Source organism: Rhodococcus sp. IEGM 1305, from assembly GCF_030058635.1.
GTDB lineage: Bacteria > Actinomycetota > Actinomycetes > Mycobacteriales > Mycobacteriaceae > Rhodococcus_F > Rhodococcus_F opacus_D.
In genome coordinates this window covers 22,919-35,268 of record NZ_JASHKX010000036.1, presented here as the reverse complement: position 1 = coordinate 35,268, position 12,350 = coordinate 22,919, and the positions used below count along the sequence as shown (strand labels likewise).

Annotated in this window: 11 protein-coding genes; 8 read left to right on the top strand and 3 right to left on the bottom strand. The window is 66.9% G+C overall.

The annotated features are described in order from the left end of the window. The first annotated feature begins 134 nt into the window (after positions 1 to 134). The 3 genes from QM693_RS30775 (at position 135) to QM693_RS30765 (ending at position 3,152) form a co-directional block, all read left to right on the top strand. Positions 135 to 1,133 carry a substrate-binding domain-containing protein gene (locus tag QM693_RS30775; RefSeq protein WP_280782363.1) on the top strand — a complete coding sequence of 333 codons (999 nt, stop codon included), beginning with the start codon at positions 135 to 137 and terminating at the stop codon, positions 1,131 to 1,133. Between the two features lie 139 nt (positions 1,134 to 1,272). Continuing rightward, positions 1,273 to 2,331, top strand: coding sequence for an ABC transporter permease (locus tag QM693_RS30770; protein ID WP_105414953.1), 1,059 nt, complete (start codon positions 1,273 to 1,275; stop codon positions 2,329 to 2,331). 5 nt (positions 2,332 to 2,336) lie between these two features. Continuing rightward, complete coding sequence (locus QM693_RS30765; RefSeq protein WP_105414955.1) at positions 2,337 to 3,152, top strand: ATP-binding cassette domain-containing protein; 816 nt, start codon at positions 2,337 to 2,339, stop codon at positions 3,150 to 3,152. A gap of 60 nt (positions 3,153 to 3,212) precedes the next feature. Here the strand turns inward: QM693_RS30765 and QM693_RS30760 are convergent, their stop codons facing one another. Both QM693_RS30760 and QM693_RS30755 read right to left on the bottom strand, forming a co-directional pair. Beyond that, a complete protein-coding gene (locus QM693_RS30760; RefSeq protein WP_280782364.1) occupies positions 3,213 to 4,613 on the bottom strand; it encodes an MFS transporter in 1,401 nt (466 codons plus the stop codon). 122 nt (positions 4,614 to 4,735) lie between these two features. Further along, a complete protein-coding gene (locus QM693_RS30755; protein WP_280782365.1) occupies positions 4,736 to 5,413 on the bottom strand; it encodes a TetR/AcrR family transcriptional regulator in 678 nt (225 codons plus the stop codon). Positions 5,414 to 5,523: 110 nt separating this feature from the next. Between QM693_RS30755 and QM693_RS30750 the strand changes: the two genes are divergently transcribed. Together QM693_RS30750 and QM693_RS30745 are read left to right on the top strand one after the other, a co-directional pair. Further along, the gene (locus tag QM693_RS30750) at positions 5,524 to 6,438 is read left to right on the top strand and encodes a shikimate dehydrogenase (RefSeq protein ID WP_283354223.1); all 915 of its coding nucleotides are present in this window, start codon (positions 5,524 to 5,526) and stop codon (positions 6,436 to 6,438) included. A gap of 34 nt (positions 6,439 to 6,472) precedes the next feature. Beyond that, complete coding sequence (locus tag QM693_RS30745) at positions 6,473 to 6,964, top strand: metallophosphoesterase family protein (RefSeq protein WP_283354222.1); 492 nt, start codon at positions 6,473 to 6,475, stop codon at positions 6,962 to 6,964. A gap of 32 nt (positions 6,965 to 6,996) precedes the next feature. Here QM693_RS30745 and QM693_RS30740 read toward each other — a convergent pair whose 3' ends face one another. Then, complete coding sequence (locus tag QM693_RS30740; protein WP_283354221.1) at positions 6,997 to 8,016, bottom strand: Lrp/AsnC family transcriptional regulator; 1,020 nt, start codon at positions 8,014 to 8,016, stop codon at positions 6,997 to 6,999. Between the two features lie 142 nt (positions 8,017 to 8,158). On the opposite strand from QM693_RS30740, the gene QM693_RS30735 reads away from it, so the two are divergent. Genes QM693_RS30735 through hutH form a run of 3 tightly spaced genes read left to right on the top strand, consistent with a single transcriptional unit; the run spans position 8,159 to position 12,332 of the window. Continuing rightward, complete coding sequence (locus QM693_RS30735) at positions 8,159 to 9,544, top strand: MFS transporter (protein ID WP_283354220.1); 1,386 nt, start codon at positions 8,159 to 8,161, stop codon at positions 9,542 to 9,544. Then, a complete protein-coding gene (locus QM693_RS30730; RefSeq protein WP_283354219.1) occupies positions 9,541 to 10,749 on the top strand; it encodes an amidohydrolase in 1,209 nt (402 codons plus the stop codon). Before QM693_RS30735 ends, QM693_RS30730 begins: the two co-directional genes overlap by 4 nt. Then, positions 10,746 to 12,332 (top strand): histidine ammonia-lyase, encoded by a 1,587-nt coding sequence (hutH, locus tag QM693_RS30725; protein WP_283354218.1) that lies wholly within the window; start codon positions 10,746 to 10,748, stop codon positions 12,330 to 12,332. Before QM693_RS30730 ends, hutH begins: the two co-directional genes overlap by 4 nt. Positions 12,333 to 12,350 lie beyond the last annotated feature (18 nt).

Sequence of the window (12,350 nt, the reverse complement as noted above, 5' to 3'; positions counted from 1 at the left end):
ACCCATGTCCGCTCATTTGATCTGTGGTCCTAATGTCCAGACAAACTATTGACTTTCGGGTGTGACGCGTATTACATCTAAGGCACACGGCCGAGACGTCACCGGGCCGTTCGTCCCCCCGAGAGGAAAAGCAGATGAACTTCCCCAACCGGCGTCGCGTGGCGGTACTGGCCTGCGCGAGTGCCTTGGTGATGAGCCTCGCGGCGTGCTCGAGCACCGGAGGCAAGCCGGACAGCAGCGGGTCCGGGATCGGCGCGGGCACCGCCGACACCCCGCGCATCACGATCGCGATGGTCACGCACGCGGCACCGGGCGACACGTTCTGGGACCTGATCCGCACGGGCGCGCAGGATGCCGCGGACAAGGACAACGTGGAACTGAAGTACTCCTCCGATCCGCAGGCTCCCAACCAGGCCAACCTCGTGCAGACGGCCATCGACTCGAAGGTCGACGGGCTCGCGCTCACCCTCGCCACCCCCGAGGCGATGGCTCCCGCCGTCAAGAGCGCGCAGGACGCAGGCATCCCGATCTCCGCGTTCAACGCCGGATACGGAGCCTGGAAGGACATGGGGGTCACCCAGTACTTCGGGCAGGACGAGACCATCGCCGGCCAGGCCGCGGGGAACCGGCTGAACGAGGACGGCGCCAAGCACGTCATCTGCGTCATCCAGCAGCAGGGCCAGATCCAGCTCGAATCCCGTTGCGCCGGCGCCAAGCAGACCTTCCGCGGCACGTTCGAGACCCTCAACGTGAACGGTGAGGACATGCCGTCGGTGAACTCGACGATCGCTGCCAAGCTCCAGCAGGACCCGTCCATCGACGGTGTGCTCACGCTCGGCGCTCCGATAGCCCTCACCGCCGTGCAGTCGGTCGGCAACGCGGGCAGCCCGGCCAAGGTCTACACGTTCGACACCAACGCGGCACTCGTCGACGCCATCTCGGACGGCAGCGTGCAGTGGGCCATCGACCAGCAGCCGTACCTGCAGGGCTACCTGGCCATCGATTCGCTGTGGCTCTACCTCAACAACGGCAACGTCATCGGCGGCGGCGGACCGACTCTGACCGGGCCGTCGTTCATCGACAAGTCCAACATCGACAAGGTCGCCGAGTATGCCAAGGCCGGCACCCGCTGATCGGCGGTCGATCACATGTCAGGACACACGATCCGGACCCCGGTGGGTCCATCTCACGCACACACCATCACCATCGACCCGGTCGCACGACCGGCCGGCATCGCACAACGCTGAGATCCACCGGCGCGGAGAGGAAATCATGTCCACACAGCAAGATCTGGACCTTGCCAGTCACAAGGTCGTCCACGACGAGCGGGTGAAGGAGCAGAAACGCCTGCAGCGTCTGCTGGTCCGCCCCGAGATCGGTTCCCTGTTCGGTGCGATCGCCATCTTCGTCTTCTTCATGGTCGTCGCCCCCCCGTTCCGCAGCCCCGAAGCGCTGGCCACGGTGCTCTACGCCTCGTCGACGATCGGGATCATGGCGTGCGCGGTGGCACTGCTGATGATCGGCGGGGAATTCGACCTCTCCGCCGGCGTCGCCGTCACCACCAGCTCCCTGGCGGCGTCGATGATCGCCTACAACCTGCACCTGAATCTGTGGGCCGGCGCCGCCCTCGCCCTCGTGGTCTCGCTGGCGGTCGGGTTCTTCAACGGGTACCTGGTGATGAAGACGAAGATCCCCAGCTTCCTGATCACGCTGAGCTCGTTTCTGATGCTCACCGGCATCAACCTGGCGGTCACCAAACTCGTCACCGGGCAGGTCGCCACCCCCAGCGTGTCCGACATGGCCGGGTTCGACTCGGCGAAGAGGGTGTTCGCGTCCTCGTTCGAGGTCGGCGGGGTGTCGGTGCGGATCACCGTGGTCTGGTGGTTGCTGTTCACCGCGATCGCCACCTGGGTGCTGTTCAAGACCCGGATCGGGAACTGGATCTTCGCCGTCGGCGGTAACCAGGACTCCGCCCGCGCCATCGGCGTCCCGGTCACGAAGGTCAAGATCGGGTTGTTCATGACCGTCGGGTTCGCCGCGTGGTTCGTCGGGATGCACCTGCTGTTCTCGTTCAACACCGTCCAGTCCGGGCAGGGTATCGGCAACGAGTTCCTCTACATCATCGCCGCGGTCATCGGCGGCTGCCTGCTCACCGGCGGGTACGGCACCGCGATCGGCGCCGCGATCGGCGCGTTCATCTTCGGCATGACGAACCAGGGCATCGTCTACGCCGGCTGGAACCCGGATTGGTTCAAGTTCTTCCTCGGCGCGATGCTGCTGTTCGCGGTCATCGCCAACAATGCCTTCCGTAACTACGCCGCCAAGAGGTGACCGGTATGAGTACTATCGAACAACTTCCCGTCGATACCGAACCCGGTGGTGGCGACAAGATCCCGCTGATCGAGCTCAAACACGTCGGCAAGCAGTACGGCAACATCATCGCCCTCGAGGACATCAACCTGCGGGTGCGGGCCGGGGAGGTCACCGGTGTCCTCGGCGACAACGGGGCCGGCAAGTCCACCCTGATCAAGATCATCGCCGGCCTGCACCAGCAGAGTTCGGGCGAGTTGCTCGTCGACGGCGAGGCCCTCACGTTCGGCTCGCCGAAGGAGGCCCTGTCCAAGGGCATCGCCACCGTCTACCAGGACCTGGCGGTGGTGTCGCTGATGCCGGTGTGGCGGAACTTCTTCCTCGGCCAGGAACTACGGAAGGGACCGCTCAAGTCCCTCGACGCGAACGGGATGCGCGCCACCACGATGTCCGAGTTGTCGAAGATGGGCATCGAGCTGCCCGACGTCGACGCCCCCATCGGGTCGCTGTCCGGCGGCCAACGCCAGTGTGTGGCGATCGCCCGGGCGATCTTCTTCGGCGCCCGCGTGCTGATCCTCGACGAGCCCACCGCCGCCCTCGGCGTCAAGCAGTCCGGGATGGTGCTGCGCTACATCTCCGCCGCCAAGGAACAGGGCTTCGGGGTCGTGTTCATCACCCACAACCCGCACCACGCCTACATGGTCGGCGACCACTTCGTCCTCCTCAACCGCGGCCGCCAGAAACTGGACTGCACGTTCGACGAGATCAGCCTCGAAGAACTCACCCAGCAGATGGCCGGCGGCGACGAACTCGAAGCACTCACCCACGAACTGCGGCGTTAGGCACCGACACGACGATGCGCCCGGCACACGTGCCGGGCGCATCGTTCGTTTCCGAGTGGGTCAGACCTTCGCGTTCGCCTTCGCCTTCGTGAGCGCGACATCCTCCTTGTCGAGGTCGAGCAGCGGAGTGCGGGAGTTCTCCTTGGCCGTGGAGGCAGAGGCCGCGGCGATGAGCGCGCAGACGGCGGTGAAGATCGCGACCGGCACCCAGTTCTTGGGGTCGGCGCCCCGCAGTGCCTGGGCGATGGTCGGTGCGAAACCGGCGAGAGCGAATCCGAGCTGCGTGCCGATCGCCATGCCGGAGTAGCGAACCCGCGAGGAGAACATCTCGGCGTAGAACGCCGGCCAGATGGCGTTGGTCCCGGCGTAGACGCCACCCATCAGCAGGATGCCCGCGAGGAAGATCATCGCCACGTTGCCGGTGCCGATCGCGGCGAAGTACAGGAAGATTCCGGCGGCCGAACCGATCGCGCCACCGATGAACACCGGCTTGCGGCCGATCCGGTCGGACAGCATGCCGAACAGCGGCTGCGAGACTAGGGCCACCGCGTTGGCGGCGATCGCGACCCACAGCATGGTCGTGCGGCTCATCCCGATCTCGGGGGTGGTGGCGTAGGCGAGGCCGAACACGGAGAACACAGTGCTGACGACGGCGATGAACGCGCAGAAGACCACACGGAGAACGTCGCGCCAGTGCGTGCGGAAGAGGTCGACGACGGGCAGCGGGGCGGGCGTCTCGTCCAGCGCCTCCTTGTTGGCGATGAAGATTTCGGGCTCTTCGAGCTTGCGACGCACGATGTAGGCGACGACGAGGACGAGGAGGCTGCACCAGAACGGGACGCGCCAGCCCCAGCTGTAGAGGGTCTCGTCGGGCAGCGCCGCGACGGGGATGAACGCGAGGCTCGCGACGATGAAACCGGCCTGGGTACCGGTGAGCGTCCAGCTGCAGAAGAAGCCGCGACGGTGTGCGGGGGAGTGCTCGAGGGTGAGTGAGCCCGCACCCGACTGTTCGCCCGCCGCGGAGATGCCCTGGCAGATGCGCAGCAGCACCAGCAGCACCGGTCCGACCATCCCGGCCTGCTCGGACGACGGCAGACAGCCGATCAGGAACGTGACGACGCCCATGAGAACCAGGCAGAACATCATCACCTTCTTGCGTCCGGCCCGGTCGCCGAAATGTCCGACGAACACGGCGCCGATCGGGCGCGCGATGTAGGAGATGCCGAAGGTGGCCAGCGACAGCAGCAGCGGATTCTTCGATCCCTCGAAGAACACGTGCGGGAACACCAGCGCAGCAGCCGAGGCGAAGATGTAGAAGTCGTAGTACTCGAGCAGGCTGCCGAAGAACGCGGCCTTCGCGGCCTTCTTCGCGTTGGTGGGATCAGCGTTGGGGTCGACGGAGGAGCGGCCTTTGCCGTCACCGTTTCGACCGGAGACGCCGGTGCCGTAGTCGATGGTCATCGATACTCCTGGGGAGCGAGGAATGTGAACACTGGCGGCTCGGAAGAGCAGGTGTTCGTAGGTCGTAGAAGCAAGGTAACCCCGGTCACAGCCTCGAGTCAATAATGGTCGAAATGGTTAGTTCATACTTTTCCGGGCTGCTGCAGGTAGGCCAGGACGACGTCGCCGATCATCGTGCGCAGGTGGGGGCGGTTCTCCGCGCCGGTGAGATCCCAGTCGAACAGCGCCCTGAACGTGTACCGATTTGCCACCCGGAAGACGCAGTACGAGCTGATGAGCATGTGGATGTCGAGCGCCGTCGTGTCGGTGCGGAAGAGGCCCGCCTCCTGCCCTCGCCGGAGGATCTGCTCGAGCGTGCGGATCGCCGGGGCCTGCGTCTCGGGGAGTCCCTCGGCCTGGACGAGGTTGACGCCGCGATTCGTGTTCTCGATCGCGACGAGACGAATGAAGTCCGGGTGAGCTTCGTGATGGTCGAACGTCAGCTCGGCGAGCGCCCGGATCGCCTCGGTCGGCTCGAGGTGGTCGACGTCGAGCTGGGACTCCTCGTAGCGGATCTCCTCGTAGGCACGCTGGAGAACCGCCCGGTACAGCCCCTCCTTGTCGCCGAAGTAGTAGTAGAGCATCCGCTTCGTGGTGGCGGTCTTCGCCGCGATCTCGTCGATGCGGGCGCCGGTCAGGCCCTTGTCGGCGAATTCCGTCATCGCCACCCGCAGGATGTTCTCCCGGGTCTTCTCGGGGTTACGGGTCCGTTTGACCGTCTCCTTCTCGGAGGTCGCGCCCGTCGTCTCGCTTCGTGTCATCGGTGAAACTCCTGCCTCTGCTGTCTTCCACGCGGTATGGAGGTATGCTACCGTGACATAACTCACTAGATAGTTAATTAGCTCCCAGCCCTCTCCCGGAAGTGATCGCCATGACCTCTCGTGACCTCGATGCCCCCACCGCTCGCCCGTCGTACCTGTGCGGTCTGATCGGCACCGGGATCTCGAAATCGCTGACCCCGCCGCTTCACGAGGCCGAGGGTCGCGCGCAGGGCGTCGGGTACGTCTACCGGATCCTCGACCTCGACACGCTGGGCATGGGGGTCGAGGGACTGCCGCAGCTCCTCTCGGCCGCCAAGCTCCTCGGGTTCAACGGGCTCAACATCACGCACCCCTGCAAGCAGGCCGTCATTCCGCTCCTCGACGACCTGTCCGACGACGCCCGCAAGCTCGGCGCGGTCAACACGGTCCACATCGACGGTGGGCGCCTGGTCGGCCACAACACCGATTGGTCCGGATTCGCGCGCAACATGGACGAGGGTCTCGAAGGCGCGCCCATGAACCGCGTCGTGCAACTCGGGGCCGGCGGGGCAGGCGCGGCCGTCGCCTACGCCGCACTGACCCGGGGTGTCGGACACTTCACGATCATCGACGCCGACGCCGCGCGCTCGAAGGACCTGCGCGACTCGCTCGCCGAACTGTTCCCGGACCGGGAAATCGCTGCCGGCGACCTCTCCGCCGTTCCCGCCGCGGTCGGTGCGGCCCAGGGCCTCATCCACGCGACGCCGATCGGCATGGCGGCCCACCCCGGCATGGCACTCGACGCCGCCCTGCTGCGCCCCGACCTGTGGGTCGCGGACGTCGTCTACCGTCCCGCCGAAACCGAACTCCTCGCCCGCGCCCGCGAGATTGGCGCCCGGACCCTCAGCGGAATCGGTATGACCATCGGTCAGGCCGTCGACTCCTTCCGGATCTTCACCGGCCTCGAGCCGGACGCCCAGCGGATGCGTGAGCACATGGGTCTGCTGTTGCAGGCAGAGGACGCCGCCGCGCTCGCGGGCGCGTAACGGCCGCGCCTGCCACGTGGCGCAGACTGTCACCGTGAGGTTATTGCTGCTGGCCGACACCCATGTCCCGAAACGGGCACGAGACCTGCCCGCCCGGGTGTGGGACGAGGTCGACCGCGCGGACGTGGTGATCCACGCCGGCGACTGGGTCGATCTCCCCACGTACGAGGCCCTGCGGGCCCGATCGGCGCGGCTCGTGGCGTGCTGGGGCAACAACGACGGCGACGACCTGCGCGCCCTGATGCCCGAGCGGGCGGACGTGACCCTGGCCGGGGTGCGCATCACCGTCGTGCACGAGACCGGGGCCTCCGCAGGCAGGGAGAAACGGATGTCGGCCGCCTACCCGGACACCGACGTCCTGATCTTCGGGCACAGCCACATTCCCTGGGACACCACCACGGAAACCGGTCTGCGACTGCTGAACCCGGGATCACCGACGGATCGACGGCGGCAGCCGCACTGCACGTACATGACGACCACCGTTCGGGACGGGGAACTCGGCGACGTCGAATTGCACCGGTTGTGACGGACCCGACGTGACGGTGATTCGGGCGCCCTTCAGTACGCAGTCAACGGGATCACGCCAGTGGTCCGGCCGAGGGGATCGAGGACGTGCCCGCCCCTCTTGAACGTGTGCAGGGTGATGAACCTGTCGGTGATCACGAGTGAGGGGAGTTCGCGCGTCAGGGCCGCCTCGAACGGCGCGATCTCGGCAGCCGCCCGAAACCACATGGTGGCGACGATCGTCGACGTTCCCGTGACGGCCTCGACGACACGACATCTGGGCATGCGGCCCAACAGGTTTCCCGCTGTGTTCAGCTCACCCGGCGGAACGGTCATCATGAAAGTCGTCGGCACGATGGGCCCGAGAAGTTCGGGGGCTCCCTCGCACCGCAGGGCGACACGACCCGAGTCCGTCATTCTCTCGACTCGGCGGCGCGCGGTCGGCCCGGTCGTCCCGCACCGGGCGGCGAGATCGGTCCAGGATTGCCGGCCGTCCGTCGCCAGGGCCTGAAGCAGAGCCCGGTCGAGGTCGTCGAGTGAGGATAGCGGTGTCCGACGGGTGGAGGGGGTCGGCGGCACCAGGCGAGTGGACTGTTCCAGGTCCAGGGCTTGGACCCGCCACCGCGAACCCTCCCGGTAGGTGGTCAGCGCGACCATCGATGTCACCGCGGTGATTCCGTCGATTCGTTCGATCCGGTCGTCGAGAAGCCGAGCGAGATCTGCCATGCCGGGAACGAACACGTCGAGAAGGAAATCCGCTGCGCCAGTCGTGCTGGACACGGTCGCCACAGCCGATTCGCCGACGAGTGCCCGGGCCACGTCGCGTTTCGCCTGAGGTCTGCAGTGGACGGCCAGGAATGTGGCACATCCCTGGCGAACGAATGCCGGGCCGGGAACGACCGCAACCCACGCGGAACCGCGTTCGGTCAGCAGCTTCCACCTTCTCGCGAGGGTCTTCGGTGTGTGCCCGAGGGTCTGAGCCAGCTCTGCCCAGTCGACTCGCGGGTTCAGCTGGAGGGCGTCCGTGATGGCGAGATCGAGCTCGGTAGCTACCTCTGGCGTTACATCTGGCATTCTGCAGGGCCTCTTCTGTGAGAAACCGGTCATCTTTCCAGGTTAGTGAGGTGGGCCACCGAGAGTTGTCGCAGCGCAGGTGCGCAACCTGGAACAACCAGGCACAGCGAAGTCGAGGTCGATGATGCAGACAATATCGGTTGTGGGTGAAGACCTGAGGGCCAGACGGCTCCCGGCAGGGGCACTACTGGGCTCGATGGCCACCGTCGAGTTGCTCAGCGGCGTCACACAGGGCTATCTCACCCCACTGCTGCCTTCGCTCGGCGACAGCCTCCAGATCACGGCATCCGGACAGACCAGGATCTATCTGCTGTCTCAGTTGGCGTTCGCGATCTGGACACCGTTACTCGCCAAACTGGGCGATTCGTTCGGGTACCGCCGTTTTCTCCGCCTCTCCATTGCCCTCGTCGCTGCCGGGTCGCTGATCATGGCGATCGCGCCGAGCGTGCTGACGATCTCGGTCGGTGTCGTTCTCCAGGGTGCGGTCGTGGGCTTCATGCCACTCCTGATCGGGATCCTGCGACACCAGGCGCCGGCGAGTCGCCGCACGGGAGTCGGCCTCCTGGTCGGCGTCCTCACCGCGGCCGTCGGCATCGGCGGTGTCGTCTCGGGCTCCCTCAGCGAGCGGTCGGCGACCCTCGGGCTGTGGGTCGCGGTACCGGTCGCGGTCCTGGCGGTGATCGCCGGTTTCCTGCTTCCCGATGGGGCCCCACGGGCGGGCGGCCGTATTCCACTCGTGTCCTTCGCCCTGCTCTCGCTCGGTCTGGCCGGCGTGGTGGCCGCCCTGTCGCTCGGTGCGGACTGGGGATGGACATCGGGAGAAACGATCGGATCGATGTTTGTGGGTGTCGTCGGTCTCGCCGCATGGATCGGCGTCGACTCGGCCTCGAAGTTCCCGATGGTGGATCTCCGCATGCTCGTCCACCCACCCGTGGCCGTCGTCTCCGGGGTCACCTTCTGTCTGGCCTTCTCGACGATCGGCTTCTTCGGTGCGAACGCCGTCTTTCTCGGGTCCTCGCCCGACGACAGCGGATTCGGCCTTTCCTACGGGCCTCGTTCGATCGCGCTGGTCGCACTGGCTCTCAACGTGTTCGCGCTGGCGAGTTCACTCTCCACCGCGACGATGCTTCGCAGGCTCGGCGAACGGCAGACACTTGCCCTTTCGGGCGCCCTGATCGCAGCCTCGTTCGGCAGTCTGCTCCTCTGGCATTCGACGGCGCCCCAGTATCTCGCCGCCATCGCTCTGCTCGGCGTCGGTTTCGGCGGCTATCAGGCCTCGACGCGCGCACTGTGCGTCGAATCGGTACCCGACCGCGAGACCGCCATGGCGGCGGGGATCAACGAACTCGCGCTCTCGATGGGTGCGGCGATCGGAGCGGCCACAGTCGGCGCAATCCTGTCCGCGACCAGCACTTCCGCGGGGGTCACGTTGCAGTCCTACGTGTGGTTGTGGTGCGTGTGTGCAGCGGTCGCACTCGTGGGGGCCGGCCTCGGCCTGTGCTACCGGAAGGGGTCGGACCTCTCATGACGGACCGAAGTACGCTCGTCCCAGCCGATGTTGCGGCGAAGATCGAGTCCTGTGTGGAGACCTGGTCGGGCGCACTGATCACCCTGAGCCACAGCCTCCATCACGAGCCGGAACTGGCATTCGAGGAACATCGATCGGTATCCAAGATCATCGACCTCGCGGAAGGTGCCGGGTTCGAGACGGCGCACGGCGTCGGGGGCCTGGCGACGGCCTTCGTCGCGACCAAGGGTACCGGCGCCCTCACCATCGGCTTCTGCGCCGAATACGACGCGCTTCCCGAGATCGGCCATGCGTGTGGGCACAACGTCAACGGCGCCGCCGCGGTGGGTGCGGCAATCGCGTTGGCGGAGGTGGCGGACTCCCTGGATGTCCGGGTCAAGCTCGTGGGAACCCCTGCCGAGGAAGCGGGCGGCGGGAAGGCCATCCTTCTGCGAGCCGGCGTATTCGACGATGTCGCCGCCGCCATGATGGTGCACGCGGGCGGGCGAGACGAGGTGGGCGGATCCTCCCTGGCGATGAGCCAGTGGACGGCCGAATATGTGGGTAGGTCCTCGCACGCCGCGACCGCCCCGTGGCTGGGCGCCAACGCGCTCGACGCGGTGGCCGTGGCGTACAACGCCGTAGGACTCCTGCGTCAGCAACTCGAGCCCGGCCTCGTCGTATCGATCATCGTCACCGACGGTGGGCACGCCTGCAACGTGATTCCGTCGAATGCTCGGGTGGCAGTGGAGATTCGAGCGACATCGACGACCAAGCTCCGGCAGGTGCAGGCGAGAGTGCGAGCGTGTCTCGAAGCCGGTGCCCTCGCAACGGGCACGGACGTCAGCATCACACCCTGCGGCGAGGACTTCGCGGAACTGCGGCAGGACGATTTCATGACCCGCGCATACTCCCGGGCGATCGGCACCCGCGGCCGGACCGCCCTGTCCCGGGCAGGCGACCACATCGCGTCGACGGATATGGGAAACATCTCCCACGTGCTACCCGCCATCCACCCGACCATCGGGTACGACGTCGGAGATGCCGCACACCACACGGCCGAGTTCGCATTGCACGGCACCTCCCCGTCCGCCGACGAAGCGGTACTGGACGGGGCACTGGCGATGGCAGCGGTCGGGGCGGAACTCGCCCTCGATCGAGATCAGCGCACACGACTGCTCGACCGAGTCCAGAATCCACACCTCCGAAGGGAAGAAAAAGTATGAGCGTCGATACCGTTGCGCGTCATGGAGACGACTGTGCACGAGCCGAGGAGACCGTCGTAGTCGGCGTCGGAGCTGTCACACCGGAGCAGGTGCTGAGTGTCGCTCGCCGAGGTGCCGCCGTGACGCTGTCCGAAGACGCGCTCCTTGCGATGAGCGAGTCACGTCGGCGCATCAAGGATCTCGCGGAGGATCCGAAGCCCGTCTACGGAGTGTCCACCGGGTTCGGGGCCCTCGCGACCCGGCACATTCCGCTTCGATTGCGTGCCCGATTGCAGCGCAGCCTGATTCGCTCGCACGCGGCAGGGTCGGGTCCCGGGGTCGAGCGGGAAGTGGTGCGGGCGTTGATGTTGTTGCGCCTCTCGACCCTGGCCACCGGGCGCACGGGGGTGCGCCCAGAGGTCGCGCAGGTTTACGCGTCGCTCCTGTCGGCCGGCATCACGCCGGTGGTCCACGAATACGGGAGCCTCGGGTGCTCGGGTGATCTGGCGCCGCTGGCCCATGTCGCGCTCGCGGTGATCGGTGAGGGCACGGTGCGGGATGCGGACGGGGCGCAGATGCAGGCGCGAGAGGCGATGTCCGCCGCCGGTATCGCACCGGTGATCCTCGAGGAGAAGGAGGGGCTGGCCTTGATCAACGGCACGGACGGCATGCTCGGCATGCTGGTGCTGGCGTGCGAGGACCTGCACGGGCTGCTGCGTCTGGCCGACGTCACCGCGGCGATGAGTGTGGAGGGTTTGCTCGGCACCGACAAGGTGTTCGCCCCGGACCTGCAGGCGCTCCGGCCGCATCCCGGACAGGCGGCTGCTGCGGACAACATGACGCGGTTGCTCGCGGGTTCAGCCATCGTCGCCAGCCATGCGGGGCCGGAGTGCACGGTGGTGCAGGACGCCTACTCGTTGCGGTGCGCGCCGCAGGTGGCCGGGGCGGCGCGGGACACGCTCGCGCACGCCGAGCGGGTGGCGTCGTGGGAACTGGCGAGCGCCGTCGACAATCCGGTGGTGACGCTGGACGGGCGGGTGGAGTCGAACGGCAATTTCCACGGGGCGCCGGTCGGGTACGTGCTGGACTTTCTGGCGATCGTCGTCGCGGACGTGGCGAGCATGAGTGAGCGTCGCACCGACCGCTTCCTCGACGTGGCCCGCAATCACGGGCTGCCCCCGTTTTTGGCCGACGATCCCGGGGTGGACAGCGGCCACATGATCGCCCAGTACACCCAGGCGGCGATCGTCTCGGAGCTGAAGCGGCTGGCGGCGCCGGCGAGTGTGGACTCGATTCCGTCGTCGGCGATGCAGGAGGATCACGTGTCGATGGGGTGGTCGGCGGCCCGGAAGCTGCGCCGGGCGATCGACGGACTGACCCGGGTGCTCGCGATCGAGGCGTTGACGGCCGCTCGTGCGCTCGACCTGCGTGCCCCGCTGGCACCGTCGCCGGCGACGGGTGCGGTGCGGGACACGATCCGCGAGCACGTCGCCGGACCGGGGGCCGATCGTCACCTCGCGCCGGAGATCGAGGCCGCGGTCATCCTCGCGGCCTCGGGCAGGTTGCTCGAGACCGCTGAGGGTGTCGTGGGTGCGCTGGCCTGACGACAGACCCGCGTTTCT

What these genes read in the sequence shown, in the direction of transcription:
- QM693_RS30775 (WP_280782363.1), top strand. Translation starts at nt 135, where the DNA reads ATGAACTTCCCCAACCGGCGTCGCGTGGCGGTACTGGCCTGCGCGAGT.
- QM693_RS30770 (WP_105414953.1), top strand. Translation starts at nt 1,273, where the DNA reads ATGTCCACACAGCAAGATCTGGACCTTGCCAGTCACAAGGTCGTCCAC.
- QM693_RS30765 (WP_105414955.1), top strand. Translation starts at nt 2,337, where the DNA reads ATGAGTACTATCGAACAACTTCCCGTCGATACCGAACCCGGTGGTGGC.
- QM693_RS30760 (WP_280782364.1), bottom strand. Translation starts at nt 4,613, where the DNA reads ATGACCATCGACTACGGCACCGGCGTCTCCGGTCGAAACGGTGACGGC.
- QM693_RS30755 (WP_280782365.1), bottom strand. Translation starts at nt 5,413, where the DNA reads ATGACACGAAGCGAGACGACGGGCGCGACCTCCGAGAAGGAGACGGTC.
- QM693_RS30750 (WP_283354223.1), top strand. Translation starts at nt 5,524, where the DNA reads ATGACCTCTCGTGACCTCGATGCCCCCACCGCTCGCCCGTCGTACCTG.
- QM693_RS30740 (WP_283354221.1), bottom strand. Translation starts at nt 8,016, where the DNA reads ATGCCAGATGTAACGCCAGAGGTAGCTACCGAGCTCGATCTCGCCATC.
- QM693_RS30730 (WP_283354219.1), top strand. Translation starts at nt 9,541, where the DNA reads ATGACGGACCGAAGTACGCTCGTCCCAGCCGATGTTGCGGCGAAGATC.
- hutH (WP_283354218.1), top strand. Translation starts at nt 10,746, where the DNA reads ATGAGCGTCGATACCGTTGCGCGTCATGGAGACGACTGTGCACGAGCC.